The organism is Mediterraneibacter flintii (assembly GCF_055387595.1).
The window spans coordinates 1,958,209-1,984,159 of sequence record NZ_AP031405.1 but is presented as its reverse complement, the minus strand read 5'-3'; the positions used below and the strand labels follow the sequence as shown (position 1 = coordinate 1,984,159).

Sequence of the window (25,951 nt, the reverse complement as noted above, 5' to 3'; positions counted from 1 at the left end):
AGGTCTTTCATTATGGCAAAACGATATTTTACTATTGCTCTATGTATTCTTACATTTGCAGCAATGCTCGCATTCCCAAAAGCAGTTTTCAACGGTGCAAGTGAAGGGCTTCTGCTCTGGTTTCAGATTATTATTCCAACACTGTTTCCCTTTCTTTTGATCACGAATCTTTTATTGCTGACAGACAGTATTCATTATATCGCCCGCAGCATAGCGCGGCCTTTGCGTTTCCTTTTCCGCGTATCAGGTAACGGAAGCTTCGTACTGCTCGTCGGTTTTCTGTGCGGATACCCTATGGGTGCCAAGATGACTGCGGATCTGGTCACCTCCAATAAAATAACGGAAGCTGAAGGAAGGTATCTTTTGTCTTTTTGTAACAACACAAGTCCTGTATTTATTCTCAATTTTATTGTATGGAAAACACTGGGACAAGAGAGTCTTGCTCTTCCAACACTGTTCATTCTGATACTGTCCCCCATGTTTGTAAGCTTTCTCACACGACGTTTTTATCTGAAGGGGGCTTCCTGCTTTCCCGACATTCGCACAGCAAAACAAGAAAAGAAAAAACTAGATTTTACTGTTGTAGATGCCTGTATGATGAACAGTTTTGAAGCGATTGTAAAGGTGGGCGGCTATATCATATTGTTTTCTGTACTGCTGACACTTATAAAGGAGCTGCCCTGGGAAAATCCGGCTTTAAACCTCCTGTTGCCTACATTGGAGGTAACAAACGGGATCTTAATACTTCATCAGTTTTCTTTTCCGTTTATTTTAGAATATCCGGCTATTCTCGCCCTTACCTCTTTCGGAGGGCTTTGTTCCATTGCACAGACGCAGTGTATGATTCAAAAAACCGGGTTTCCGATTCTTCCTTACATCATAGAAAAACTGGCTGCCGCACTGGCAGCCAGTCTCCTGGCATTATGTTATCTGTTTTTGCAAGGTCTTACCTTATAATCACATTTCCTCCAGACTGTTCTGCTCTGGATAATCCTGTGCGTTTTCGTCTGGAATCTCCAGTTCAGCACGATTAGAGCGCACTGTGTCATAACATTCCTGTAAAGAATTAATCAGGCCATCATACTTGGTTGCATAGCTGTCCAATGTATGTCCGATAATGCTCTCCGCGTTGGCGAGTAAATCATCTGTATACTGGATGGCCCCAATCCGGATCGCATTTGCATCTGAAGTGGCGTTGTCTATAATCTCCTGTGCCTGAGCTGTCGCCTGTGTAACGATCTCGTTTGCCTGGGCATACGCCTGCTGCATGATCTCATGTTCACTGACAAGTTCTGTTGTCTGCACTTGTGCTTCCTCAATCATCGCGTCTGCTTTCGCTTTTGCATCTGCAAGGATAGCATCTCGGTTGCTGATAATTTTTTGGTATCTCTTAATTTCATCCGGCGTCTTCATGCGCAGCTCTCTTAACAGCTCATCTAAATGTTCCTTATTTACAATAATCTTCGTTGTTGACAAGGGCTGAAATTTACAGTCTCTGTCAATATATTCTTCAATCTCTTCAATAATCTGTTCAATACGGCTACTCATTATTACACTCTCCTTTTGCGTTCATCTTTTCCCTTAATTTAACAGCTGCTGCTCCCGGCACAAATTGTGAAATGTCTCCCCCAAAAGCGGCAATCTCTTTCACTGTTGTAGAACTCAAATAAGAATATTCAATACTGGTCGTCAGAAACATGGTCTCGACATTGGGTTCCAACTTGTGATTTGTCTGTGACATCTGCAACTCGTATTCAAAATCTGTAATTGCCCGCAGTCCTCTGATTACAACATCCGCTTTCGTCTCTCTTGCAAAATCAATCAGCAATCCATGAAACGGGACAATTTTTACATTCGTTATGTCTTTTGTCACTTCTTTTAACATTTTAACACGTTCTTCTACAGAAAACAACGGCATTTTCGCATTATTATTCAATACTCCGACAATCAATTCATCCACTATTTTACAAGATCTGTGTATAATATCCAGATGTCCGTATGTAACCGGGTCGAAGCTTCCCGGATAAATTGCTCTCAACATATTTCTTCCTTTCCGGCACGTTCCAAAAATACATGTTTATTTGTTTTATATTCTTTTGTCTTTATCACTGCATACCCAAAGTCTTCGATATAAGAAAAATCGGTATCCTTTGCAGCCTCCACAATAATGACTGTGTCTTCATATACCAGTTCAGAGTCTTTCAGATAATGAAGTACTTCCCTTTCCAGTTCCTGGTGGTAAGGAGGATCCATAAAAATATAGTCAAATGTTCGTTCTCCTTCCAGACAATACAGCGCTGCCATGACATCTTTCGTAAGTGTCAGCGCCTTTTTCTCCAGCCTTGTCGTTTTTAGGTTACTCTTGATACATTCCATCGCTTTTGGATTCTTTTCAACAAACACAGCCTCCTTCGCTCCCCGACTTAACGCCTCAATTCCAATTCCGCCGCTGCCGCTGAATAAATCCAAAAAGACACAGTCATAAAGAAAGGGGGCAATCATATTAAATAATGTCTCCTTGATCCGATCGGTTGTCGGTCTAGTCTCAAGACCATCCAGAGTTTTTAATTGTAATCTCTTTGCACTTCCTGCAATCACTCTCATACTGCCACCTCACCAGCTTCAACTACGCTGAATTTTAGCAGAAAAAAGCACTCAGGTCAATCCTAAGTGCTTTCCTCTATAAAAAAATACTTATTTACCAGCCATCTGTTTTTCTTGCTGTTCAATCATTTTCTTGACCATATAACCGCCAACAGAACCATTCTGTTTGGAAGTAAGGTCTCCGTTGTATCCGTCAGTAAGCGGTACTCCTAATTCATTTGCTACCTCATACTTAAATTTGTCCAGTGCACCCTTAGCTTCTGGTACAGCTGCTCTGTTAGATGAACGACTTGCCATGTTACTTTTCCTCCTTTTGCAACTTTTTTGTAACTAATCGTTACGTCTCAAGTATTTTGTAACCCTTTTTAAGTTACAACCATAGTATATGGAGGATTCTATCTTTTACACTAGAAATTACTTCCTTTTTTGCTACATTTTTGCATTTTTAGTCTTGTTTTTATTTCTGCCGCAGTTTAAAGGGTTGTCTCCAGCATAACCTCTGACATATACCGCCAGAGCAGCTTTTTTAATTCCTGGTATTTTGGTTCTTCATAAGAGCAGGAGGTGTTTAAAATCCAGTCCGCTGCTTCACTTGCCTGCTTTAAAACTTCTGCATCCTGGAAGACATCCGCTACTTTAAAATCCATAATCCCACTTTGCCGTATTCCAAACAAATCTCCAGGCCCCCGCAGCTTTAAATCTTCTCCGGCAATGTAAAAACCGTCATTGGAATGGTTCAATATATCCAAACGTTTCCGCGTCTCTTTTGTCTTTGAAGCGCTCATAAAAATACAGTAGGACTGTTCCTTTCCACGTCCTACCCTGCCACGCAGCTGATGAAGCTGCGCAAGTCCAAAGCGTTCCGCATTTTCAATCATAATAACCGTTGCATTGGGGACATCAATTCCAACTTCAACCACTGTAGTAGATACAAGTATCTGAATTTCGTTTTTTGAGAAAGCTTCCATAATACTGTCTTTTTCCGCCTGCTTCATCCTGCCGTGCAAAACGCCAATCTGGATTTCTTTTCCCATCACGCTTTCTAACTCTCTCGCATAATCCAACACATTTTCCGCTTCGAGATGTTCGCTTTCTTCTACCATTGGACAGATGATATAGCATTGTCTTCCTGCCGCAATCTGTTTTTGCATAAAAGAATATGCGGTATTCCGATATCCGGTATCCACCACACAATTTTTAATTGGAAGCCTGTTCTTCGGTAGTTCATCGATAATGGAAATATCCAGATCTCCGTATAAAATAATCGCAAGCGTGCGGGGAATCGGCGTGGCGCTCATAACAAGAATATGTGGCCACTTTCCCTTTCCTGCCAGCGCCTCTCTTTGCCTGACACCGAACCTGTGCTGTTCATCTGTCACTACAAAAGCAAGCCTGTGATAGGAAACTTTTTCCTGTATCAGCGCATGTGTCCCGATAATAATCTGGACTTTGCCACTTTCAATCCGTTCATATGCAAGACGTTTTTCCTTTGCTCCCATTGACCCTGTCAAAAGTTCCGTCTGCACCTGCAATCCATACTCTTCCAGTATTTTCGTGATATTTGCGTAATGCTGGCGCGCCAGAACCTCTGTAGGTGCCATCAGTGCTCCCTGATACCCGTTTAGGGCGGCAGACAAAAGTCCCAGAACGGCTACAATCGTCTTTCCTGAACCTACATCTCCTTGCACCAACCTGGACATTACATATTTTCCCTCTAAATCTGTACAGATTTCCTCCCAGACTTTCTTTTGAGCATTTGTCAGCTCATACGGCAGAGCGTCAATAAATTTATCAATTTCAGGCCGCCTTCGCAGGGGAAAGTGATTTTTAACACGTTCCCCGCCTGCTTTCATCTGTCTTAACGATAAAATAAAAATTAAAAATTCATCAAATACGACTCTTTTTCTTGCACGATAAAAAGATGCCTTTTCCTCTGGAAAATGCATCTTTTGTACTGCATCTGCATAGCAGCAAAGTCCGTATCTTTCACAAATTTCCAACGGAAGAAAATCCCATTTTGGATCGAGCAGTGTAAACGCCTGCTTTACAGCCTTTCCTACCGCATTGTTTGTAAGACCTGCTGTAAGCGGATAGACAGGCTGCATAGTATCCAGCTTCTTTTCATAATTAGAAGCCGGATAAAAAATTTCCGGATGCTCCATAAGAAGCTGATCCCTTCTCCTGACAATCCGCCCCCGTAATATAATAGTTCCGCCTTTTGAAAGCGTGTTTTTTAAAAATGGCATCCGAAACCAGATTACTTTCATTGTTCCGGTTATATCTTTGACATAAATGGTCGTAATCTGCATATTCCGGCTTCCGCCTGTCTGCACCCTGCCGAAAACAACGCCCGATATAGCAACCGTTTTTCCTTCCTCTGCCTCTCGGATCGCCACAGGCGGCTCATATACCTCATAGCTTCTCGGATAAAGAGAAAGTAAATCTTTGATTGTATAAACATGGAGCTTCTCAAACAGTTTTTCTGTCTTTTCTCCCACACCCTTTAAGGCACTGATTCTGGAATTTATATCCATTTTCCTACTCCACAGATATTACATAATAGTAGATTGGCTGTCCGCCCGCATGCATGTCAACATCCACATCCGGATATAATTCTTCTACTTCTTTTGCAAAGCGCAGAGCGTCCTCTTCTAAAACATCCTGACCATAGTACAGACTGATCAATTCAGAATCTTCCTCCACCAGCTTAGAGAGCATTTCCTTTGCCGTCTGCTCTACAGACTGACCTACCGAGAGAATTCCGGCATCGCCAATTCCCATGATGTCGCCCTCGTGGATTTCTTTGTCATCAATGCGCGTATCCCTTACGGCATACGTAATCTGTCCGGTCTTTACATTGGCGATTCCTTCCTTCATCACATCCACATTGGTGTCAATGTCTGCCTCAGGCATATAGTTGATAACCGCAGTAATTCCCTGCGGTACAGTCTTGGTAGGAATCACGAGAATATCCTTGTCTTTTGTAAGAGACTGCGCCTGGTTTGCCGCCAGAATGATATTTTTATTGTTAGGAAGTATAAAAATATGCTCCGCATTGACATGGTCGATTGCCGTCAGCATATCCTCCGTACTCGGATTCATCGTCTGACCGCCCTCAATGATATAGTCTACTCCCAGTTCACGGAAAATATCATTCATGCCTTCCCCTATAGAAACTGCAATAAATCCCACTGGTTTGCGCGGTTCTTTCTTCTCTTTTTTCTGCTGGGCGGCCACTTTTTCTGCATCCCGTATCAGTTTTTCCTGGTGTTCCTCTCTCATATTGTCAATCTTCATACGTGAGAGCTGGCCATAAGTAAGCGCCTTTTGGATCGCAAGTCCGGGATCATTTGTATGGACATGAATTTTTACTATGTCGTCGTCTGCCACACAGACAATCGAATCCCCAATCGACTCCAGATATGCTTTGAATTCTGTCTCCTCCTGGTCTGTGAACGCTTTCTCTGTCATAATGATAAATTCTGTACAATACCCAAATTTGATGTCTGCCTCTGCCTGCGCGCTTGGCTTTACAATCTTAGTACCGCCGCTTGATTCTATCGCTGAATAATCGATTTCTTTTCCTAGAAACGCATCATACGCACCGGTCAGTACTTCTAAAAGCCCCTGTCCGCCGGAATCTACGACCCCTGCCTCTTTTAATACCGGAAGAAGCTCCGGCGTTTTATCGAGTACCTCCTGTGCATGGGAGAGAACCTCCGGAAGAAACTCTTCCAAATCATCTGTTGTTTCTGCCAGCTCTGCCGCCTTTTGCGCAATTCCTTTTGCCACAGTAAGAATCGTACCTTCCTTTGGCTTCATAACAGCTTTGTAAGCCGTCGCAGTTGCCCGTTCGCACGCTTTCGCCAAAATCGGAACATCGATCTCTTTGCAGTCCCTTATCTCTTTTGTAAATCCTCTTAAAAGCTGTGAAAGAATCACACCTGAATTTCCCCTTGCCCCACGCAGAGAACCAGAGGAGATAGCCTTGGAAATCGCAGTCATATCCGCTTCTTTTAGCGCACTTACCTCTTTTGCCGCCGACATGATCGTCAAGGTCATGTTCGTTCCCGTATCTCCATCTGGAACTGGAAAGACATTCAGTTCATTGATAAATTCTTTTTTCGCTTCTAAATTTGCCGCACCGGCAAGAAACATTTTCTGAAGCATCTTAGTGTCTATCGTTTTAATACTCACGATAAATATCCTCCTTAATCAATCACTCTGACACCTTCAACGAAGATGTTTATTTTATCTACCGTCATTCCGGTGAATTCTTCCACCTTGTATTTTACGTTGTTCATAAGGTTATCAGAAACAGACAAGATATTCACCCCATATGATACAATCACATGAAAATTCAATGTCAGAATGTTGTCCTCTGAAATCTCAACCTGGATTCCATGTGTCAGACTTTCTCTCTTTAGAAGTCTTACCAGGCCATCCTTCATATTCACCGCTGCCATACCAACGATTCCGAAACACTCCACAGCAACGGAACCGGCATATTTTGCAATCACTTCTGGATTTACTGTAATAATTCCAAGTTCTGTGCTCATACTTCCTTTCATCATATATTCCCTCCAATTCTGAAATGGATTTCGCTCACAAACAGCGTCCATATCTGGGACGCTGATACGTGTATTATACTATCTCTTCCACAAATTTACAATATAGATTCATAAACTGCGCTTAAAATGTCCAATATAGAATCTGTCGGCATGCCCGCTGTGTCCATACAAATGTCATACTGCTCCATATCCTCCCAGCGGCAGTCCGTATAAGTGTTATAGTAATACCGCCTCTGCTTGTCAATTTTTTTAATGAGATACGCGGCCTCTTTCTCGTCCACCGAAGCACGCTCCATGATCGTCTTCACACGTTTATGAAACGGAGCATAGAAAAAGATATTGCGGACATTTTCTCTTTCTCTTAGTATATAGTTTGCACATCTGCCGACAATAATACAATCTTCTTTATCTGCAAGCTCTAAAATCAATTCTTTTTCAGTCTCAAACAAAACATCATTCATAGGCTCATAGCGGAAACGGCGGTTCATCTGCATGTCGTCCTCTACCGGATATCTCCACGGATCTGCCCTTTTTTCATCTACCTTCAGCAATTCCTCGTAAGAAATATTGTTCTCTTTACTGGCGAGATAAATCAGCTCTTTATCGTAATAATGAATGCCGAGCCTTTCTGAGAGCTTCTGTGCAATAGACCGTCCATTACTGCCATATTGTCTTCCTATCGTAATAATCCTTTTTTTCATAACTGACCCCGCTTTCTGCTTATATTCAATCATTTCTATGGCATTTTCTTACTGTAATTTTAACATGAAAAAAGAAATCTGTGAACCTGAAAAGATAAAATAGAAAAAATGCTTGCATTCATTTCATCTTTCTGTTAGAATATCATTGTTATGAGCCTATATGGACGAGTTCAGATTGTTAGGAGGTGCAATGATGGCTAAATGTGCTATTTGTGAAAAGGGTGCTCACTTTGGAAATAATGTAAGTCACTCTCATAGAAAAACACCAAAAATGTGGAAATCAAATGTAAAATCCGTTCGTGTAAAAACAGAAGGCGGATCCAAAAGAATGTATGTATGTACATCCTGTCTGAAATCCGGACGCGTGGAACGCGCATAATAAAAATCAATGTTTACTGATACGGAAAAACTGCCATATATAGAGGAACGATTCTACTTCTTCTATAGATGGCAGTTTTATTAACAGCAAAACAGCTTATACCCTAATATAAGAAAGGCAATGATAATGATGACTCCCCATACCAAATTTGAAAGCAGCATCATTAGAAACATTCCCAAAGCCATCCAAAACAACGCGAATCCAATTACTCGTTTCATCTCTTTCACTTCCGGCTGCTTGCTTATTTCTATTTTATGACTCGGAGCTCCTTATTATTCCTGCTCCTTTTTCTCCTCTTTCGTTTCAGAATTTAAAATGTCCATAACGTCATCTTCTGTAACCTTATCCTCCTTTTTGGATGTAAAACGATCTACTACATCCGGTACCATATCCAGAATTTTTGTAATGGTGTCCTGGTTTTTAATATTTACAAGTCGGGTCTTTCCGCCTTGAATGACAATCACCGCGCTGGGCGTGACTTTTCCGCCAATCCCTCCCATTCCCTTTTCTTTCTTATCACCCAGAAAGGAACCCGCACCGATTCCAAATGATACGTCCACAAGAGGGAGGATGATTGTATCGTTAATATGAATTGCATCTCCCACCACTGTCTTAGAGGATATCACACCGTCCATTCCTTTAAACAATGATTCTACTGTTGATTTAAAATTTGTTTCCTCTGCCATAATAAAATGCCTCCTTGATGATTGTTTTTATCTGTTCTAAAACTGAAAATTTCTTATGTCTTTGATTGTTTGCCGCACCTGCTTATTCCACAGCATATTCCATAAGAAGATTACAATATATATTCCCCGTATTTTTCCCTGTATATATGCTTGTCCTTTCAATATCTTATTTTCAAAGTCTGGTTCCAGCTGTACATGTTCTCCGATAAATGGATAGATTAAGCTGATACCTCCAAGTACATAACCTGTTACCGCAGGATCCGAAAAGCCAAATATAAGGCTTGCTTCAAGCACGTCTGGCTTTAAAAAAGCAAAGAATCTTTTTGTCTCTTTTATCCCTTTTTTGAAAGCCATCTTATGAGCCTCTGCAGCGATAAATGTTTGAATATATTCTTTTTTCTTTATGAATGATTTTATAGTATCACAGATTTTTCGGAATGTATATCGAATCTTGCTGCCTATTTTCTTCCTGCCGCCAACACTCTTTGTTGGCTGTTCATTTTTCTTTACACATTCCTTTGGTTCTTTTCTTTGTTCTGTTCGTTCTCGTCCTGGCGCATCCTCTTGTTTTTCCTTTACCTTTTCCTTTTCCTCCTTTGATGCTTCTGTTCCTTTTTTTGTACTCTTTGTATCTGAAAAAGAGGCAACGGGCTTCTCTGTTTTTTTATAGGAAGAAAATCTCTTCCATAAAATGCGGATTTTCCACTTTACAGCTCCATCTTCATAGAGAATTCTTCCTCTTATCAGATGAAACAAATAGGAAAACTCTGCCGCCATTCCAAGCGTCTCTATATTTCCTAAGCATTTTACCTTGCCCTTGTAATGAAATCCTGCAAAAAGGAGTATCAGGCTTAGAAGAAGGAACAGAACAAATATGATAAGAAGGATCCAGCCTAAAATCTGTAACGTGAACAGAATGATATGTACCATCAGCCTTTATACCCTGCCCTTTCAAATTCTTCCTGCCGCTTTAACAAAAAACGGCGTATATGAAGCTCTCCTGTTTCTTTGTATACCTTTCTGGAAATCTCCTCTATAACTAAGAGCGCTTCCTCGTACCCAGAAACTATCCCTACAATAAAAAGACTGGCATTTTCAAAAACATGCTGTTTTATAAGCATACTTGAAAAGATTTCCAATTGGTTTTGTTCCCCTTGTGCCAGCGCAATGATATAGACTTGCGGCTGCAATTTGTTTTTCTGTAATTTTTCCACAATTTTCTCTTTTTTATTCTTCCAGACGTCACTCATATATAAATCACAGTAAAATGTCATCTGCATTGTCTATATCCCCTTGTACACCGACGCTATTATTTTCTATTGATAATAATACGAATCCAGAATCTGCTTTGCTATCGGAACAGCCTTTGCCCCGTCATTTCCGTCATACCCTTCGATAATGACACTGATTACCAATTCAGGGTTTTCTACATTTGTAAATCCTACAAACCAGGAATGCATCTTTTCCCCATCTGTCATACTGTATTCTGCTGTCCCTGTCTTTCCCGCGACAGTATAAGAGCCGCCGTTAAACAAAGAGCCTGTCCCTTCCTGCACAACCGCTTCCATATATTCCTTTAGCTTGGAAGCTTCCGAAGAAGACATCAGCTTCTTATAGCTTTTGGGCACATTCTTTCGTATCTCACTGCCCGTATAATTTGTCACTTTGTCTACCAGATATGGCTCCATCAATGTGCCGCCGTTTGCAATCGCCTGTGTAATCAGCGCCATGTGGTAAGGGCTTACCAATGTCTTTCCCTGCCCCATAGCTGTCATCATCATTTCAGATCCACTTGTATCCTCTGTTACGGCAAACGAACCCTTAGAGTAATCCAGCACAGACGGAAGAGACTTATTAAACAGCAAATCCTCTGCCGTTTTTCTATAAGAAGTTTTATCCAGAGACAGTCCGATATTTGCAAAAGATGAATTACAGGAATTCGCGAAGGAGCTGCGCAAATCCTCCCACCCATGTACGGTACCGTCAAAGCAAGGAATTGTTGTATTTTCTGCTGTAATCTCTCCCGTACAGTCATAGCTGTAGTCTTCATAATTTTCATTCTCACGCATAAATTCCAGCGTTGTTACAATTTTAAATGTAGACCCCGGGGCATAAGACCCCTGTGTGGCACGGTTTAAAAGAGGGCTTCCATTCCCTTCCGTATTTAAATATTCCCATTCGCTCTCGACCGTATTAGGATCATAAGTAGGACTTGAAACCATAGAAAGAATCTTTCCTGTGTCTGCCTCCATAATCACTACCGCCCCTTTATTGCTCCCGAGGGCATCATATGCCGCCTGCTGCAGATCTGCATCCAGCGTTGTCACAACCGTATCTCCGATGTTTTTTTCTCCCTTAAAAGAATTTGTGATTTTTTCTACAAAAAAAGCATTGGAGGTCAGAAGTTCAAAATTTTCCACAGATTCCAGTCCGCTTTTTCCTGTTTCATTACTGTATCCGACTACATGAGCAAATGCTGCTCCATACGGATATGTTCTTGCTTCTGTCCCATCGTCCAGAACGTCTGTCTGGGCAAGCACATTTCCGTCTCTGTCCGTAATACTTCCCCGTACCACTCGGTTAGCAAATGCATCCTGTCTCTCGTTATAGGGACTGTTTACAATCGTTTTTGCTTTTACAATGTTAAAATAAACAATATACGCCATCAGTGCAAGAAACAGAATTACAAAAAGATACGTAACCCTAGCGAATTCTTTGTTTCGGGACTTCTTCGAAACGTGGTTTTTCTTTTGTTGTTTTCTTTTTGGTCGTCCTTCTCGATTCATCTCTTAATTCTCTCTCTTTTCTTAACTCTCTTTCACGTCTTTTCTCTATCTTTGCCTCTTCATCTTCTCTTAATATATAGAGTCCCTGTATAATACCAAACATAATCATCGTGCTCAGCATCGAACTGCCCCCATAGCTTACAAGTGGAAGCGTCACACCGGTAGAGGGGATAAATTTTGTCACCCCGCCGATTGTCAGAAATACTTGGAAAATATAACAGGTTCCCAACCCTAATGCTACCAGCTTATAAAACTGATTGCGAATTTCCATCGCAATGTTCAGAAACATAACATAACAGCTTACACAGATTAGAATCAGACAGAGTGCAAAAATAAGCCCCATCTCCTCTGCAATCGCCGAGAAAATAAAATCCGTCTCTGCTACCGGAATACTGTCCGGCAGGCCTTGGAACAGTCCCATACCAAACCAGCTTCCAGTTCCAATGGCAAATAAGGACTGTGCCACCTGATATCCGCCTTCACTGTAGGAGGCAAAGGGATCCTTCCAGACAGATACTCTTACTTTAATATGTGCAAACAGGTGATACCCAATCACCGCCGCCGCGCTTCCTGCCGCAATTCCTGCCGCAGCATATAAAGGTTTTCTCGTCGCTACATAAAGCATAATCAAATACACAACGAATAAAATAAGCGCGGCCCCTAAATCTGTAGACAGTACGAGAATCAACACATGTGCCGCTGCCACAGCAGTAGTAATCACAACATTTTTAAAATTTGTAGACTTCTTTAGACTTGCCGCCACATAAAATACAAACAGAATTTTCACAAATTCTGACGGCTGGATTCCAAAGCCAAATACTGTAAATCCCAGCTTCGCACCTCCAGAGCTCACTGCAAAAACCGCCACGAGCAGCAAGGCTGCCACTCCCACGCCTGCATAGATATAAGTCCAGTCAGCAAGGGACTTCAGCTTTTTTATCAATATTGGCACAATCAGCCCGAATGTCACGCCGAGCGCAATAAAAATCATCTGCTTTATGGCATTGTCAAAAGGCACCTCATTGTCATACGACAAACGGGTAATCATAATCATTCCCGCATTCATCAGCATACACATATTATTGACAACCAATCTGGATACATTCGGATATATAAGATTATATAATAAAATAACCGCCAGAAATACAATCGCCTGCACCGCATATATAAACAGGATCTTCATATCCTCTGTCTTCAAATACATTACAATATATGCCACCAGCTGCAATGTAAACATCAATACATCTTGTCTGATGAGCACACGCTTTTCATCATCTTCATAGTTTTGCGCAAAAATAGAAAAACATGAAAATGTATATGCCGCCATTAAAATAATAATGATATATTTCGATAATTCTACAATGATATTAACCACAATTTCACCTGCTCTTAAATAATTCCCCGCTTGAAATGCCCTCTGGTATATACAGATTGGGACGTGTCAGCTGTTCTTTTTCCGGCGAGATGCAAATCCGCCTGCTTTAGTATTTCCAAAGTCTGTTCTTTTCTTTCCACTGTAAACTGAAGACGCACGCTTTTTGGCGCCAGCTTTTCTATCGTCTCTGTATAATCTGCCAGATAAAGTGCGGAGGTATTATACATCACATTATAACAGAGACTGCAATAATTTTTAACCGGAAATTGATTCTGATACCGGTCAGTCAGCATGCAGATTCCAGATTCACCCCTGCATTTTTGAACGGTTTTTGTAATACACTGTGCACTTATCATCACCGGAAGATGCCCATATATAATCAACTCTGCATTTTCAATTCCTAACTGCGCCAGTTCCTTTGCATTTAGCTCCAACGGAGCCGTAAATTCTCTCAGTCCCTGTGCCTGAAAAAAATGTTTGCCAGACTGATTGAATACATATAGATTATGGTCCAGAATTATCTGCTTGTCAAATCTCTGTTCCTTTAAAAATTGAATTTCTTCATAATTTCGTACAAGTACTCCGTCCATACCTGCGGCATAAAATTCGCTGTATGCCTCTTTTAAACGCACAGCCGCTTCCTCTCGGAATATATGCGGCAGCGCATAGAAAACTTCTATATTCTTACGCTGCAGATTTTCACAGACTGCCCGAATTTCCTTTGAAGGCATAAGCCCTCCGCTAACCCCAACGTCCAAATACACGCGAAACAGCCGGATTTTTTCCTGCCGCTGTGCCTCTCCTTTAAAAAATTCCTCCACCGCGAGAAGCTGTTCTTCTGACTCTACCAGCACAGATAACAGAGGATATAGGTTTTCTTTGTTTATCTGTTCCTCTTTTTCTCTTACTGTTAGAGGGGTATCCGCCATTGCTTCCTTGACTTTCATTTTCCTTCTATATATCTGACATACCTCTCTTTCCAGCTGTTCGAGCGCAGATCTTCTGATTTGTTTTATCTGCTGCACGGGAAGAAATGCTCCTTCCTCCATTTCAATTTCCAGCGTTTCAAATTCAAACGGGGTATTTCCTGTTTTTCTAAGCTGCGCCTCTATCTCCTCTCTTTCAAGAGGTCTTGTCTGTGCTTTTTGAACACATGCTTCTGTCTGCACCTGGACACACACGTCTTTCATTGTCAAAATAAAAACAGCCGGTTTTCCTTTTAATAAACGAAAAAGTCCATGTATTTTCTCCTGTTTTTTTGAAAACACATATTTCTTATCCAGTTCATCTAAAAGCGCCTGATTCCGGATTCTGTTTAATATTGTCCCCTTCTTGTAGTATGTATGTTTCGGGACTAAAAAAGACACCCTCTGTTTCTTATGAAACTCTTTTCCAAACGTATAGTTATCCCGTTCTTTTGTCAACTCTAGTATATCTCCCTTATGGATATCCGTAAGCGCCTCAGCCGTCACCTCTCTGCCCTTTTGTACAAGTATTTTTACAGCAGGTACTCCGGCATGATTGGGCCTGTCCAAGGCCAACATCTCCCTGCCATTGTGTTTTTTATAATATCCTGTATGGAAGCCTCCGCGGTTATAAATATCCTTGAGCTGTTCTAAATCTGCCTGGTCTACCTTATAACCCGCTTTCCCCTTTTCATAATACATATCTAGGTATTTCCGGTACATAGCAATGACTGCCGCCACATATTCCGGTTTTTTCATTCTGCCTTCTATTTTAAATGAATTTATCCCTGCCTCTGCCATCTCTGGAAGCAGCTCCAATGTACAGATGTCTTTTAAGCTTAGAAGGTATCCTTTTTTCTCTTTTGCAGTATATGGAAGTCTGCATGGCTGGGCACACTGTCCTCTGTTTCCGCTTCTGCCTCCAATAAAGCTGCTTAACAAGCATTGACCGGAATAACAATAACACAAGGCTCCATGTACAAAGCATTCTACGTCCATCTTCGTTTCGCTTCGTATCCTGCGAATCTCTGCAAGTGACAGTTCTCTGGCAGGAACAACTCTTTTTACACCATATTCTTTTAAATATTGTGCTCCATATACATTCGTAATTGTCATCTGTGTGCTGGCGTGTATTTCTAAATCAGGGAAATAAGCTCTGACAAAGGACAAAACACCTGCATCCTGCACAATTACAGCATCTAATCCCTGACAATACAACGGCTTTAGATAGGCATACAATTCCTTCATCTCACTGTCCTTTAAAAGTGTATTCACAGTCAGATACAGCCTCTTTTTGTGCAGATGTGCATAATCCACTGCATCCAAAAGCTGCTGGGACGTAAAATTATCTGCATAGGCGCGCGCTCCGAAGCGCATGCCTCCGGCATACACAGCGTCGGCGCCTGCATTTATGGCAGCGACAAAGCTATCATAGGACCCTGCCGGCGCTAAAATTTCTATTTTTTCTTCCATTCTGGACATACTTTTATTCTCCTGCGTTATTTTCTCTGTTAAAAGCGGACAGCTTACACGCCTGCTTCTGCATATAAGAGATGGGATGTCCGGCAAAAGCCAAACACCCCATATTTATCTTACAATGAAGCTTTTCCGACTTTCAATGGCAGATTCCTATCTTCTCCGGTTCTTCATCTCTGTCTCTAATTTTACAATCTGCATCTGGAGGTCGTTATTGTCCTCTTTTATCTTGGCAAGCTCTTTCTCCGCATTTTCCAGTTTAATCTGGGCGGAAATCAATTCATGCTTTAAATCATACATTTCTTTGTCTTTCAGTTCAATATCACTTTCCAGGGAATCTCCCTGTTTTTTCGCCTTAAAATAATCATCCGCGATATTCAGGGCAAGAAGTACATTCCGCGTATCAGCGCTCTGTTTGCGATACCCTTCGCTGTTTGCGCACTCTGTAATTTTATGGTTCAGATAGGAAGATACTTTCTGAAGATACTCCTCACCTTCAAAACCGCTTAAGGTATAAACTTTTCCTCCAATTAATACTTCTGTATAATGCTTTGCTGAACTCATAACTTCCTCCTCGCGTTTCTTAACTGTTATTATAAACTATTTACAGATAAAAACCAACTATTTTTTGGTATCTCAACCAGGAAGTAACATTTTTTGCATATTTAGGATTCGGGTGTCAAAAGGTAACTTTTGCAAATGCTTCCGGTAATTTTCACAAAAAGATAACTTGCCAGACGACTTTATGCGCGATGGAGATGAAACTCAAAAATCTCGGAAGCCTTTGCTGACGTGATTTTCGTATTAAGAGGTTCATCGGAATGCTCCGCGCACCGGAGTCTGAAAAGTTACTTTTTATGAAAAGTGACAAGAGAATTTAAATAAGTTACCTTTTGACACCCGAATCATATTTAGAATATCTAGAGCGAAAGGCCCAGATGTGTATATGCAAAGTCTGTCACAATCCTGCCGCGCGGAGTTCTCTGGATAAATCCGTTTTTTAATAAATACGGTTCATACACGTCTTCTAGTGTACCTGCATCTTCCGAAATCGCCGCCGCTAATGTATCAAGCCCTACAGGACCGCCCTGAAATTTTTCTATCATAGTCTTTAAAATATTTCTGTCTATCGTATCCAGTCCATATTTGTCGACATCTAAAAGATCTAATGCAAGATTTGTCACTTCCTCTGTTATGACACCGTCATATTTCACTTGTGCAAAATCTCTTACTCTTTTTAACAGACGATTTGCCAGACGCGGCGTTCCCCTGGAACGTCTTGCTAGTTCTATCGCCCCCTCTGGTTCAATTTCCACTCCCAGCAATGCGGCTGAACGTATAATAATTGTTGCAAGCTCCTTCTCTGTATAGAATTCCAGCCGGTGTATCACTCCAAATCGGTCTCTCAATGGTGCCGTCAGCATACCTGCTCTGGTTGTAGCTCCAACAAGCGTAAATTTAGGAAGATCCAGGCGAATCGAACGTGCGGTAGCTCCTTTTCCAATCATAATGTCAATGGCGTAATCTTCCATTGCAGGGTACAGTACTTCCTCCACCTGCCGGTTTAATCTGTGGATCTCATCCACGAACAGTACATCTTTTTCCTGTAAATTATTTAGAATCGCCGCTATTTCTCCTGGCTTTTCTATAGCCGGCCCACTCGTCACCTTTAGATTCACGCCCATCTCATTTGCGATAATTCCGGCCAGAGTTGTTTTTCCCAGCCCGGGCGGGCCGTAAAAAAGAACATGATCCAGTGCTTCTTTTCTTTCCTTTGCCGCCTTAATGTAAATAGCCAGTGTCTCTTTCGCCTTTTCCTGACCAATATATTCCTCTAAACGCTGCGGACGCAGACTGCTTTCAATTTTAATATCCTCTTCCAGATTTTCTGTTGTAATAATTCGTTTTCCCATTTTTCCCGCCTATTCTATACTATTTTCCAATTTGGAATCTCCTTCTTTAGAATAAATGTTTCAACGCTTCTTTTAGAGTCTCCTCGACAGTGGCAAGATTTCCAGCTTTTTTGACTGCCCGCAGGCTTTCAGAGCTTCCATATCCAAGCGCAACCAATGCTTGTACTGCTTCTGACTGAATTTCACCTGTAAGAGCGTCCGTCTCTGTAGACACCGCATTTCTTCCTGGATTTAAAATTTCCTCTATATCCAGCTTGTCTTTCAGTTCAATAATCAACTTTTCCGCCGTCTTTTTCCCGATTCCCGGAGCTTTGGAAATGGCTTTGGCATCTCCGGAAAGCACTGCACAACGCAGCTCATCACCAGACAGATTGGATAAAATATTCAATCCACCCTTCGGGCCAATTCCACTAACACCAATGAGCAGTTTAAACAGCTCTAAGTCATCTCTCGTCAAAAATCCAAATAGCTGCATTGCATCCTCTCTGACATTCAGATACGTATATATTTTAACCTCACTGCCTAATGCCGGTAAAAGTCCCATCGATTGCTCCGGCATATAGATACCATATCCCACTCCGCCTACATCCACAATTGCTTTTTCCCTCTCAAGCGATGCAAGTTCCCCTCTGATATATGAAATCATATGTATTTCCTTTCTTTAATTAGATTACAAAATCCACTCTGTTTTCTCAATCCGGTTCCTTCATTGTCCTAGTTTCATTTTTGCAGTACGTTTCAGCACAGCGTCAGACACCACGCCGATCAGCGCGCCTGTCAGTGCACCCGCCACAAGAAGGACAGGAAGATAATATCCGATTTTCACCGTCGCTACTACTGCCATCGCTATACCAAGCTGTCCTATATTGTGAAAGACCCCGCCTGCAATGCTTACACCAATGACACTGAAAGTCCCTCTCTTTTTTAGAATATACATCACAAGCAGACTGAAAATCCCTCCTGCCAAGCTGTATACGATGCTAAAAAGATTGCCGAACAAAAAGCCGGAAAGAAGAATCCGTACAACTGAAAGCAAAAATGCTTCTCTGACAGTTCCTTTATACAGCATAATCACGATGATAAGATTTGCAAGTCCTAATTTCACTCCGGGAATCCCAAATTGAATGGGAATCAAAGTTTCCACATAACTGAAAATCAGCGCCAACGCTGTAAATACACCAAAATATGCCGCCCTGTTTTTCAAAATATCTCCTTTCCCGTAGGTTTCACTGCTTGTATTAATTCGTCATCGCATCCACTGTATTTTCCTCTTCACCGCGTATAGTTACCACGATTTTATTCGGAAGACAGATAATACTCTCCCCGTCTTTTGAGATCGCCTTATGGTGGACGCACAATAAGTCTGGACAACTCGCCTCTTTCATCTTAACTTGTCCGTTTTCGATTACAAGTACGTTCATACCGCTTATGTCTATCGTCTGATCTTCATCCAGTCTATAGGTTCCATAGAATTTTTTATCCACTGTGACTTCCACCTGCTTTTTTTCACTTTCCGGTTTTAAAAGCCAAATTCCAAAAAAACATGCAGCCACCGCGAAAACAATCCCCAGTAAAATCCAGTCATTTTTTTTCATCTTTTAACCTCTTTACGGATTATCATAGCATACCACTATTTAGAATGCAATCACATGTTCGATTGTACTTTTTTACAAAACCCACTATAATAAAAAATAATTATATGATAAGCGAGGTACTTATGAGACGTTTTCTTCCCTTTATTCTTTCTTTCTCTGTCATATTGTCTCTTTTTGGTTGTTCTTCTCCTCCCGCGAATGAGAAACAACAGATTACCGGAGTCTATTTTGACACGGTTGTCACACTCACTGTCTGGGGTGCGGACGACGAAATTCTGGCACACTGTGAACAGTTGTGTGAACAATATGAAAATTTATTCAGCCGTACTGTAAAAACCAGTGATGTATCCCGCATCAATTCCTCCAGAGGAACTCCTGTTACCGTTTCAGACGAAACAGCAGAGCTCATACAGAAAAGTCTTGACTATGCAGCTTGCTCTAACGGAAAATTCGATATTACCATTGGTACAGTCAATCGCCTATGGGACTTTCAGGACAATGAAGAAAAACAACTTCCAGATCCAGAATCGATCGAAGAAGCACTCTCTCATGTCAATTATCAAAATGTAAAAGTAACCGGAAATACCGTCACACTGACAGATCCAGAAACACAGATCGACTTAGGTGGTATCGCCAAAGGATATATCGCAGATCAGTTAAAAGAATATCTTAAGAGTGCCGGAATTGAGCATGCGCTCATTAACCTGGGCGGAAATATTCTTGCCCTCGGCGGTCATTATGACGGAACCCCCTTTGAAATTGGAATTCAAAAACCATTCGATGAAACCGGTACTGCTCTTACATACTTAGAGGTTACCGATCGTTCTGTTGTATCTTCTGGAAATTACGTAAGATATTTTGAAAAAGACGGCAAAATTTATCACCATATTCTTGATCCAGATACAGGGTATCCATGCGAAAACAATCTCCTGCAAGTCACGATTCTATCTGATAGCTCCATAGACGGAGATGCCTTAAGCACTGCCTGCTACAATCTTGGACTAGAAAAAGGTATGGAACTCATTCAAAGCCTGGACAACGTAGAGGCCATATTCGTAACAGATGACTATCAACTACACTACAGTAATGATATATAAATTTAATTGACGAAATGGTTCGCGCAAGAGGGGGCAACGCTCTGGCTATATCTGCTCTTCTAGTGCAGATTTTTTAGCCTTATTTAATCCATCTTTGATTGCCTGTTTTCCTTTCTTTCTGAATCTCATTTCAAAAAGGACGATACACACCAGGGAGAGTAGAATTGTCTTGAACAGAGGATTTTGAAATCCAAAGACATGAAAGAGCGCATAGGCCATACATGAAGATAAAATCATGGAAATACAGTAAAGCACGATTATATATCTGTTTAAAAATTCTTCTTTCATGGATAGAAAATATTTGTCCCATTCAACAGGATTTTTCTTTATGGAAATTCCTTTTCCCCATACTGTTAGCAAAATAAGTCCTAACATCAATCCTTTTTCTAAGACTATTTTTATCACAATAATAAGTAAGAACCATACCCATTCCATTTTCAACACCCCTTAAATATGTTTATTATATTCTTCTATCAATTTTTGAATGGTTTCTGTATCTTCTTCCAGCATTTCCGCAATTTCTTCCGCTGCATATCCCTTCTGTACTTTCTTTTCTACCAGTTCTTTTAATTTTTGTGTTAAACCTTCTTTTAAACCGGAAGCATGTCCCTCCGAAAGTCCCGCAGCAAGACCTTCCTTACGGCCTTCTTCGCGCCCCTCTTTGCGTGCTTTTTCCTGGTCCAATATCTTTTCTTCCCATGCCTGCATGTATTTCACTCCAATCTTTTCACTGGATTTGATGGCGTGGATCCGTTTCTGGATATTATGTATCCTCTCACTGGTACAGGAGGCGCTTACTTCTTCTGTGGTGTGCTCCATATACCTTAGCAGCTCTATCAGTTCTTGTGATACTCCTTCTGTGTGCTGTCCGCGGGTATTTAAAAATATCCGTACAGCGCCGTCCTGCAAGAATAACCCCGGTACTTCCTTACACTGCATCTGGAAGGTATATCGGTATAACCCATAGCCGAACAGATCAAAGGGACAGATAAGAATAATGTAGACGGGATTCAGCTTTTGAAATCCCACTTCTCCCGGCTTTAAGAGGTTGGAATCGATAAGCGCCTGGTAAAACCGGCTCCGTTTCGGCAGATTTCCGGTATCCTCTCTCTGCACCTCTGTGTTGTATATGCGTTCCTCTTCATCCATTGCCCAGACATCCAGACGGACATACCGGTTCAAGGGATGGGTGCGCTGCTCTTTTTCTGTCTGGGGCAGGAGCTTTAAGACAACCTCCCTTCCCAGAATAATCTCCAGCATGTCCCGCATTGTATCCGGATCATCAGCAGCCTGTGAAAATAAAAAACGATCCAGCAGATTCAAATCCTTCAATGTTTTTTGTTTTTGTTCCATATTTACTTTTCCTCCTTTTATTATAGGGAAAAGCCTAACACTTTACAACACTTTCCCCTTAAGTTACACAGCAGTTTCTTTTGTTCCATTGGGTAAAGATTCAGAATATCCAGACAGCTAACTGCCGGAAAACCGATTGTCCATCAGATGAACATAAATAGAATGATACATGTAAATTTTTAGAATATAGATTTCTTATATAAGAAATAAAGATACTTCCCTTTCCAAAAATATAATAGAAAAGATATCCTTACCTTAACATATCAGAAAACAAACTACAAGAAAAATAAATATAAAGTTAATTGACGAAATGATTCGCGCAAGAGGGCATGTATTGCAACGTTCGTCAGGGCTTCGCCGAAATTCCTCACTTTTGCAACACACGCCCTCTTGCGCTTACACTTTCGCCAGCTTAAGTTTATAATTCGTAACGGAAAAAATCGGCTTCACGCTGCTATGCATTTCCAATCGGAAGTAGTATAGATACTTCTAATTGGAGGGCTATAACAACGTGAAGCCGGTTCTGTTCTGTCTGAAATTGTGAATTTAATTAGGGAAGAACGTAAGCATAAAGAGAAGGCAGTGCATAAGCAGGGAATTTTAAGCGGAGCGTGGTAGATACAGATTGTTCTGTTTGTTAAGTGGGAAGCATGGAGTTCCAATGGACGATATGCTTCTTCACTGTTACAAACATTCAATCGGATTTACCACAGTGGAGCCCTGACCTGCGTTGCACTGCCTTCTCTTTTTGCGTACCATTCTTTCGTCAATTAACTTTATATTTTAATTATTTTTCTAGGGCATTTTTCTGCGCAGATACCGCAGTTTGTACATTTTTCTGCATCTATATGTGCAAGGAAGTTTTTGACTGTGATTGCTCCTGCCTCGCAGTTTTTCTCACACAGGCGGCATCCGATACAGCCTACCTCACATACACTCATCAGCGCTTTCCCTTTTTCATTAGAGTTACACTGTACGAATGTCTGCTGCTTATAAGGAATCAGTTCAATCAGATGTTTTGGACAGGCAGCAATACATTTTCCGCACGCTTTACACGCTTCTTTGTCCACCACCGCAATTCCGTCTTTTATGTGAATCGCATCAAAGGGGCATGCTTTCACACAGCTTCCATACCCCAGGCAGCCAAAGGCACACCCTTTTGCTCCTCCATCCTGCATCTGACTCGCCATCACGCAGTCTTTAATTCCAAAGTACTCATATTCTGTCTTTGCTTTCTCACATGTGCCTCCACATTTTACAAAAGCAACTTTCCGCTGCTGTTCTCCGGCTGCCTCGCCCATGATTTCCCCTATCTTTGCGGCTACCGGTGCACCACCTACCGGACATCCTCCGATTTCGGCCTCTCCTTTGACAATCGCAGCGGCAAGCCCGGAACATCCCGCATAACCGCAGCCACCACAGTTATTTCCAGGCAGCACTTCAAGAATTGCCTCTTCTCTTTCGTCTACCTCAACAGCGAATTTTTTTCCAGAGATGCCAAGAAAGACTCCGATGAATAACCCTGTACCGCCGACGACAGCAGCGGCTAATATAATTGCTCCTATGCTCATACGTTCGTCCCTCCTATATCAATCCTGAAAATCCGAAAAATGCGATTGCCATCAATCCGGCTGTCACAAGTACAATCGGTGTTCCCTGGAAAGATTCCGAAATATCATTGTGTTCGATTTTTTCCCGAATTCCTGCCATTAAAACGATCGCTATCAAAAACCCTACCGCTGTGGCAAAGCCATTTATTACCCCTGTAAAGATATTGTATCCATCCTGTACATTTGTCAACGCAACTCCGAGAACCGCACAGTTTGTCGTAATCAAAGGAAGATATACGCCGAGTGCATTATAAAGCGGGGGCATTGCCTTTTTTAAAAACATTTCAACGAATTGCACGAGTGCGGCGATAACCAGAATAAACACAATTGTATTGAGATACTCCAGTTTTCCGTCCATAATATTTTTATTTCCAAGTATAAATTTATAAATCAGTCCAGTCACAAAAGAAGCAATTGTTATAACAAATACAACAGCTCCGCCCATTCCGGCGGCAGTCTTTACATTTTTGGAGACTCCCAGGAAAGGACAGATGCCAAGAAACTGACTAAGCACCACATTATTTACAAGTGCAGACCCTACTGCAATCAATAATAACTCTTTCACTGCCATCTCCTCCTATTCTTTTTCTTCCTTGTCAGTACCTGTCGGAAAAATATGTCCGCCGCATACGGATTGGCTTGCACAGGAGCTACAGCCCTCCGTGCAGCCGGAACTTAACGCAGCCTCTTTTCGCCCTTTTTTTGCCGCTTTGTTTTTCAATTTATTTTGCAGGGCAACAAGTCCTGCCAAAACAAAGAACGCGCCGGGAGCAAGAATAAAAATAGTAAGAGGCTCGTAAGAATCTGGCAGCACCTGCATATTAAAGATTTTTCCAGAACCAAGCAGCTCTCTGACGATTCCAATACAGGTAAGCCCGATGGTAAAGCCAAGTCCCATGCCAATTCCATCAAAGATAGAGGGAAGAACTGGATTTTTGGAAGCATAGCTCTCTGCTCTTCCTAATATAATACAGTTTACAACGATAAGAGGAATATAAAGCCCAAGAGAATCATACAGACTTGGTATAAACCCTTCCAAGAGGAAATCCACAATCGTCACAAAAGAGGCAACAACTACAATGAATGCAGGCATTCTTACCGAATCTGGGATAATCTTGCGCAGCATAGATATCAGCATATTTGACATAACAAGCACTGCCGTCGTGGAAAGCCCCATTCCTACTCCATTTGTTGCTGATGTCGTAACTGCCAGAGTCGGACACATTCCAAGCATAAGGACGAAGGTTGGATTTTCTTTTACAACGCCGTTATAGATTCGTTCCATACACTTATTCATTCACACCGCCTCCTAACTCATTCTGAAAATATACAAGTGCAGAATCCACCGCATTCGTGACGGCATTTGTCGTAATTGTCGCGCCGCTGATAGCGTCGATTTTGTCATCGCCCTCTTCTCCGGTTTTTGTATAAGAGAATTTTTCTACCTGCTTATCCTTAAATTGATTTTTAAAATCTGATTCGTCTGATTTCATTCCAAGACCAGCCGTCTCACCGATAGAAAGCATTTCCACTCCTTTTACAGTACCGTCATTTAAAATTCCTACAGACATTTCAATGTCCCCTGCGTATCCTTCATGGGAAGTGACATTGACAACATAGCCAATCGTCTCACCGTCTGCGCCTTTTCCCTCTGCAACTTCTATAATGTCATCCTGGGTATATCCGTTTTCCTTTAAAAGAGCAGCCGCGGTATCTGCGTCAAATTCCTTGTATGTCTCAAAGGAATCCGCATCGGAAAGCACCGCCTGAAATGCCTCTTGTTTCGCTTTTTCCTGCGCGGCCTGAATCGGTTTTTCAGTAATACCATATACAAGCCCGAGGGACAGTCCGGCAACCACCGTAATTGCGGTTAATATCAATGTATTCTTAACTATTTTATTCATTATTTTTCTCCTCCTTTACCAAATGGTTTGGGAAGCGTAACCTTTTCAATCAGCGGTACTAAAAGGTTACTGATAATGATCGCATAGGAAACCCCTTCTGCTGAACCTCCAAACAACCGGAACAGACCTGTCAGAATTCCCAGACAGACCCCATACAATATTTTACCGCTGCTTGTAATCGGAGACGTCACATAGTCTGTAGCCATAAACCATGCGCCAAGCATAAGGCCGCCGCCGCACAGATGCGCTGTAATATACTGCGCATCCAAACCATGCCCTCCAAAAATAGTGATAAAAATTACAAAGGTTACAATATATGTACCTGGAATCCGAAGATCAATGATCCCCATCAGGAGCAAAAACATAGCTCCTATCATGATCGCAATAACGGAGGTTTCACCAATCGTACCGCGGATATTTCCAATCAGCATGTCCATTGTATTGACAGCCTCACCAGCTTTCAGCTTTGCGAGAGGGGTCGCCCCTGTCACTCCATCATATACAAAATATGTCATTCTCCCAGTAAAGCAAATCAGGAGGAAGCACCTTGCTCCCAATGCCGGATTCATAAAGTTCTGTCCCAGCCCTCCAAAAAGCTGTTTTACAACAATGATAGCAAACACTGCGCCTAGTACTCCCATCCACCAAGGAAGGGTAGGCGGAAGATTTAACGCAAGCAAAAGCCCTGTTACAACCGCACTGAAATCTTTTATTGTAATCGGCTTATGCATTAGTTTCTCATAGATATATTCAGACAATACAGCGGCGGCTGTTGTAACAACCACCAAGAGCCATGCGTTCTCATGCCTAAAATTATAAATCCCGAATACAGTTGCCGGAAGTAATGCAATCACAACCATGAGCATAATATTACTGCTTGTCACTTTATCCCGAATGTGCGGTGAGGATGATACATTCATTTTTTCGTTCACTTTT

Annotated in this window: 30 protein-coding genes; 3 read left to right on the top strand and 27 right to left on the bottom strand. The window is 41.7% G+C overall.

The features are described 5' to 3' along the window. The first annotated feature begins 12 nt into the window (after positions 1-12). Positions 13-957: a transporter gene (locus tag ACZ5C4_RS09330; RefSeq protein ID WP_464520759.1), complete on the top strand. Its 945-nt coding sequence runs from the start codon at positions 13-15 to the stop codon at positions 955-957. On the opposite strand, the gene ACZ5C4_RS09325 is transcribed toward ACZ5C4_RS09330, so the two are convergent. From ACZ5C4_RS09325 to ACZ5C4_RS09290, 8 genes are all read right to left on the bottom strand, one after another. Continuing rightward, complete coding sequence (locus ACZ5C4_RS09325) at positions 958-1,548, bottom strand: ATP synthase subunit B family protein (RefSeq protein WP_464520758.1); 591 nt, start codon at positions 1,546-1,548, stop codon at positions 958-960. Then, positions 1,541-2,041 (bottom strand): pantetheine-phosphate adenylyltransferase, encoded by a 501-nt coding sequence (coaD, locus tag ACZ5C4_RS09320; RefSeq protein ID WP_186874511.1) that lies wholly within the window; start codon positions 2,039-2,041, stop codon positions 1,541-1,543. Before coaD ends, ACZ5C4_RS09325 begins: the two co-directional genes overlap by 8 nt. Then, a complete protein-coding gene (gene rsmD / locus ACZ5C4_RS09315) occupies positions 2,035-2,604 on the bottom strand; it encodes a 16S rRNA (guanine(966)-N(2))-methyltransferase RsmD (protein WP_186874512.1) in 570 nt (189 codons plus the stop codon). Before rsmD ends, coaD begins: the two co-directional genes overlap by 7 nt. Before the next feature lie 90 nt (positions 2,605-2,694). Then, positions 2,695-2,901 carry an alpha/beta-type small acid-soluble spore protein gene (locus tag ACZ5C4_RS09310; RefSeq protein WP_087160530.1) on the bottom strand — a complete coding sequence of 69 codons (207 nt, stop codon included), beginning with the start codon at positions 2,899-2,901 and terminating at the stop codon, positions 2,695-2,697. A gap of 176 nt (positions 2,902-3,077) precedes the next feature. Further along, entirely contained in the window at positions 3,078-5,138 is a 2,061-nt protein-coding gene (gene recG, locus ACZ5C4_RS09305) for an ATP-dependent DNA helicase RecG (RefSeq protein WP_464520757.1), read from the bottom strand. A 4-nt stretch (positions 5,139-5,142) separates the two neighbouring features. Then, positions 5,143-6,801 (bottom strand): DAK2 domain-containing protein, encoded by a 1,659-nt coding sequence (locus ACZ5C4_RS09300; protein ID WP_464520756.1) that lies wholly within the window; start codon positions 6,799-6,801, stop codon positions 5,143-5,145. A 14-nt stretch (positions 6,802-6,815) separates the two neighbouring features. Continuing rightward, the gene (locus tag ACZ5C4_RS09295; RefSeq protein WP_186875746.1) at positions 6,816-7,175 is read right to left on the bottom strand and encodes an Asp23/Gls24 family envelope stress response protein; all 360 of its coding nucleotides are present in this window, start codon (positions 7,173-7,175) and stop codon (positions 6,816-6,818) included. 95 nt (positions 7,176-7,270) lie between these two features. Then, positions 7,271-7,876 (bottom strand): cytidylate kinase-like family protein, encoded by a 606-nt coding sequence (locus tag ACZ5C4_RS09290; RefSeq protein ID WP_186874515.1) that lies wholly within the window; start codon positions 7,874-7,876, stop codon positions 7,271-7,273. A gap of 193 nt (positions 7,877-8,069) precedes the next feature. Between ACZ5C4_RS09290 and rpmB the strand changes: the two genes are divergently transcribed. Continuing rightward, a complete protein-coding gene (gene rpmB / locus ACZ5C4_RS09285; protein ID WP_186875747.1) occupies positions 8,070-8,255 on the top strand; it encodes a 50S ribosomal protein L28 in 186 nt (61 codons plus the stop codon). Between the two features lie 80 nt (positions 8,256-8,335). Here rpmB and ACZ5C4_RS09280 read toward each other — a convergent pair whose 3' ends face one another. The 12 genes from ACZ5C4_RS09280 to ACZ5C4_RS09225 all read right to left on the bottom strand — a co-directional run bounded on the left by ACZ5C4_RS09280 (position 8,336) and on the right by ACZ5C4_RS09225 (position 19,051). After that, positions 8,336-8,473, bottom strand: coding sequence for a hypothetical protein (locus tag ACZ5C4_RS09280; protein WP_186874516.1), 138 nt, complete (start codon positions 8,471-8,473; stop codon positions 8,336-8,338). 54 nt (positions 8,474-8,527) lie between these two features. Beyond that, positions 8,528-8,941, bottom strand: coding sequence for a GerW family sporulation protein (locus ACZ5C4_RS09275; protein WP_186874517.1), 414 nt, complete (start codon positions 8,939-8,941; stop codon positions 8,528-8,530). A 36-nt stretch (positions 8,942-8,977) separates the two neighbouring features. Continuing rightward, on the bottom strand, positions 8,978-9,871 hold the full coding sequence (locus tag ACZ5C4_RS09270) for a DUF2953 domain-containing protein (protein ID WP_464520755.1): 894 nt from the start codon (positions 9,869-9,871) through the stop codon (positions 8,978-8,980). Next, entirely contained in the window at positions 9,871-10,221 is a 351-nt protein-coding gene (locus tag ACZ5C4_RS09265) for a hypothetical protein (protein WP_186874519.1), read from the bottom strand. Before ACZ5C4_RS09265 ends, ACZ5C4_RS09270 begins: the two co-directional genes overlap by 1 nt. 36 nt (positions 10,222-10,257) lie before the next feature. Then, positions 10,258-11,607, bottom strand: a complete 1,350-nt coding sequence (locus tag ACZ5C4_RS09260) for a peptidoglycan D,D-transpeptidase FtsI family protein (protein ID WP_464522326.1) — start codon at positions 11,605-11,607, stop codon at positions 10,258-10,260. Positions 11,608-11,644: 37 nt separating this feature from the next. Further along, positions 11,645-13,102 carry an FtsW/RodA/SpoVE family cell cycle protein gene (locus ACZ5C4_RS09255; RefSeq protein ID WP_464520754.1) on the bottom strand — a complete coding sequence of 486 codons (1,458 nt, stop codon included), beginning with the start codon at positions 13,100-13,102 and terminating at the stop codon, positions 11,645-11,647. A gap of 14 nt (positions 13,103-13,116) precedes the next feature. Then, the gene (locus ACZ5C4_RS09250) at positions 13,117-15,549 is read right to left on the bottom strand and encodes a U32 family peptidase (protein ID WP_464520753.1); all 2,433 of its coding nucleotides are present in this window, start codon (positions 15,547-15,549) and stop codon (positions 13,117-13,119) included. 147 nt (positions 15,550-15,696) lie between these two features. After that, complete coding sequence (locus tag ACZ5C4_RS09245; protein ID WP_186874521.1) at positions 15,697-16,107, bottom strand: cell division protein ZapA; 411 nt, start codon at positions 16,105-16,107, stop codon at positions 15,697-15,699. 356 nt (positions 16,108-16,463) lie between these two features. Further along, entirely contained in the window at positions 16,464-17,456 is a 993-nt protein-coding gene (ruvB, locus tag ACZ5C4_RS09240; RefSeq protein WP_464520752.1) for a Holliday junction branch migration DNA helicase RuvB, read from the bottom strand. Between the two features lie 46 nt (positions 17,457-17,502). After that, a complete protein-coding gene (gene ruvA, locus ACZ5C4_RS09235; RefSeq protein ID WP_464520751.1) occupies positions 17,503-18,102 on the bottom strand; it encodes a Holliday junction branch migration protein RuvA in 600 nt (199 codons plus the stop codon). Between the two features lie 60 nt (positions 18,103-18,162). Further along, positions 18,163-18,660: a Gx transporter family protein gene (locus ACZ5C4_RS09230; protein WP_464520750.1), complete on the bottom strand. Its 498-nt coding sequence runs from the start codon at positions 18,658-18,660 to the stop codon at positions 18,163-18,165. Between the two features lie 34 nt (positions 18,661-18,694). Then, positions 18,695-19,051, bottom strand: coding sequence for a NusG domain II-containing protein (locus tag ACZ5C4_RS09225; RefSeq protein WP_464520749.1), 357 nt, complete (start codon positions 19,049-19,051; stop codon positions 18,695-18,697). A 122-nt stretch (positions 19,052-19,173) separates the two neighbouring features. Between ACZ5C4_RS09225 and ACZ5C4_RS09220 the strand changes: the two genes are divergently transcribed. Further along, positions 19,174-20,148, top strand: a complete 975-nt coding sequence (locus ACZ5C4_RS09220) for an FAD:protein FMN transferase (protein ID WP_464520748.1) — start codon at positions 19,174-19,176, stop codon at positions 20,146-20,148. 45 nt (positions 20,149-20,193) lie between these two features. On the opposite strand, the gene ACZ5C4_RS09215 is transcribed toward ACZ5C4_RS09220, so the two are convergent. The 7 genes from ACZ5C4_RS09215 to ACZ5C4_RS09185 form a co-directional block, all read right to left on the bottom strand. Beyond that, the gene (locus ACZ5C4_RS09215) at positions 20,194-20,589 is read right to left on the bottom strand and encodes a hypothetical protein (RefSeq protein WP_464520747.1); all 396 of its coding nucleotides are present in this window, start codon (positions 20,587-20,589) and stop codon (positions 20,194-20,196) included. A 6-nt stretch (positions 20,590-20,595) separates the two neighbouring features. Further along, positions 20,596-21,501 (bottom strand): Rpn family recombination-promoting nuclease/putative transposase, encoded by a 906-nt coding sequence (locus tag ACZ5C4_RS09210; RefSeq protein WP_464520746.1) that lies wholly within the window; start codon positions 21,499-21,501, stop codon positions 20,596-20,598. 776 nt (positions 21,502-22,277) lie between these two features. After that, positions 22,278-23,072 (bottom strand): RnfABCDGE type electron transport complex subunit B, encoded by a 795-nt coding sequence (locus ACZ5C4_RS09205; protein ID WP_464520745.1) that lies wholly within the window; start codon positions 23,070-23,072, stop codon positions 22,278-22,280. Between the two features lie 13 nt (positions 23,073-23,085). After that, positions 23,086-23,676 carry an electron transport complex protein RnfA gene (locus ACZ5C4_RS09200; RefSeq protein ID WP_464520744.1) on the bottom strand — a complete coding sequence of 197 codons (591 nt, stop codon included), beginning with the start codon at positions 23,674-23,676 and terminating at the stop codon, positions 23,086-23,088. 12 nt (positions 23,677-23,688) lie between these two features. After that, positions 23,689-24,408, bottom strand: a complete 720-nt coding sequence (gene rsxE / locus ACZ5C4_RS09195; protein ID WP_464520743.1) for an electron transport complex subunit RsxE — start codon at positions 24,406-24,408, stop codon at positions 23,689-23,691. Continuing rightward, a complete protein-coding gene (locus ACZ5C4_RS09190) occupies positions 24,401-25,015 on the bottom strand; it encodes an RnfABCDGE type electron transport complex subunit G (protein WP_464520742.1) in 615 nt (204 codons plus the stop codon). Before ACZ5C4_RS09190 ends, rsxE begins: the two co-directional genes overlap by 8 nt. Continuing rightward, on the bottom strand, positions 25,015-25,947 hold the full coding sequence (locus ACZ5C4_RS09185; RefSeq protein WP_464520741.1) for an RnfABCDGE type electron transport complex subunit D: 933 nt from the start codon (positions 25,945-25,947) through the stop codon (positions 25,015-25,017). Before ACZ5C4_RS09185 ends, ACZ5C4_RS09190 begins: the two co-directional genes overlap by 1 nt. Positions 25,948-25,951 lie beyond the last annotated feature (4 nt).

Excerpts from the sequence above, each read along its gene's own strand:
- ACZ5C4_RS09295 (WP_186875746.1), bottom strand. The coding sequence starts at position 7,175 with ATGAAAGGAAGTATGAGCACAGAACTTGGAATTATTACAGTAAATCCA.
- ACZ5C4_RS09310 (WP_087160530.1), bottom strand. The coding sequence starts at position 2,901 with ATGGCAAGTCGTTCATCTAACAGAGCAGCTGTACCAGAAGCTAAGGGT.
- ACZ5C4_RS09245 (WP_186874521.1), bottom strand. The coding sequence starts at position 16,107 with ATGAGTTCAGCAAAGCATTATACAGAAGTATTAATTGGAGGAAAAGTT.
- ACZ5C4_RS09205 (WP_464520745.1), bottom strand. The coding sequence starts at position 23,072 with ATGAGCATAGGAGCAATTATATTAGCCGCTGCTGTCGTCGGCGGTACA.
- ACZ5C4_RS09210 (WP_464520746.1), bottom strand. The coding sequence starts at position 21,501 with ATGGAACAAAAACAAAAAACATTGAAGGATTTGAATCTGCTGGATCGT.
- ruvA (WP_464520751.1), bottom strand. The coding sequence starts at position 18,102 with ATGATTTCATATATCAGAGGGGAACTTGCATCGCTTGAGAGGGAAAAA.
- coaD (WP_186874511.1), bottom strand. The coding sequence starts at position 2,041 with ATGTTGAGAGCAATTTATCCGGGAAGCTTCGACCCGGTTACATACGGA.
- recG (WP_464520757.1), bottom strand. The coding sequence starts at position 5,138 with ATGGATATAAATTCCAGAATCAGTGCCTTAAAGGGTGTGGGAGAAAAG.
- ruvB (WP_464520752.1), bottom strand. The coding sequence starts at position 17,456 with ATGGGAAAACGAATTATTACAACAGAAAATCTGGAAGAGGATATTAAA.
- ACZ5C4_RS09225 (WP_464520749.1), bottom strand. The coding sequence starts at position 19,051 with ATGAAAAAAAATGACTGGATTTTACTGGGGATTGTTTTCGCGGTGGCT.
- ACZ5C4_RS09220 (WP_464520748.1), top strand. The coding sequence starts at position 19,174 with ATGAGACGTTTTCTTCCCTTTATTCTTTCTTTCTCTGTCATATTGTCT.
- ACZ5C4_RS09260 (WP_464522326.1), bottom strand. The coding sequence starts at position 11,607 with ATGGCGTATATTGTTTATTTTAACATTGTAAAAGCAAAAACGATTGTA.
- ACZ5C4_RS09280 (WP_186874516.1), bottom strand. The coding sequence starts at position 8,473 with ATGAAACGAGTAATTGGATTCGCGTTGTTTTGGATGGCTTTGGGAATG.
- rsxE (WP_464520743.1), bottom strand. The coding sequence starts at position 24,408 with ATGAATAAGTGTATGGAACGAATCTATAACGGCGTTGTAAAAGAAAAT.
- ACZ5C4_RS09275 (WP_186874517.1), bottom strand. The coding sequence starts at position 8,941 with ATGGCAGAGGAAACAAATTTTAAATCAACAGTAGAATCATTGTTTAAA.
- rsmD (WP_186874512.1), bottom strand. The coding sequence starts at position 2,604 with ATGAGAGTGATTGCAGGAAGTGCAAAGAGATTACAATTAAAAACTCTG.
- ACZ5C4_RS09265 (WP_186874519.1), bottom strand. The coding sequence starts at position 10,221 with ATGCAGATGACATTTTACTGTGATTTATATATGAGTGACGTCTGGAAG.
- ACZ5C4_RS09190 (WP_464520742.1), bottom strand. The coding sequence starts at position 25,015 with ATGAATAAAATAGTTAAGAATACATTGATATTAACCGCAATTACGGTG.
- ACZ5C4_RS09290 (WP_186874515.1), bottom strand. The coding sequence starts at position 7,876 with ATGAAAAAAAGGATTATTACGATAGGAAGACAATATGGCAGTAATGGA.
- ACZ5C4_RS09325 (WP_464520758.1), bottom strand. The coding sequence starts at position 1,548 with ATGAGTAGCCGTATTGAACAGATTATTGAAGAGATTGAAGAATATATT.
- rpmB (WP_186875747.1), top strand. The coding sequence starts at position 8,070 with ATGGCTAAATGTGCTATTTGTGAAAAGGGTGCTCACTTTGGAAATAAT.
- ACZ5C4_RS09250 (WP_464520753.1), bottom strand. The coding sequence starts at position 15,549 with ATGTCCAGAATGGAAGAAAAAATAGAAATTTTAGCGCCGGCAGGGTCC.
- ACZ5C4_RS09270 (WP_464520755.1), bottom strand. The coding sequence starts at position 9,871 with ATGGTACATATCATTCTGTTCACGTTACAGATTTTAGGCTGGATCCTT.
- ACZ5C4_RS09330 (WP_464520759.1), top strand. The coding sequence starts at position 13 with ATGGCAAAACGATATTTTACTATTGCTCTATGTATTCTTACATTTGCA.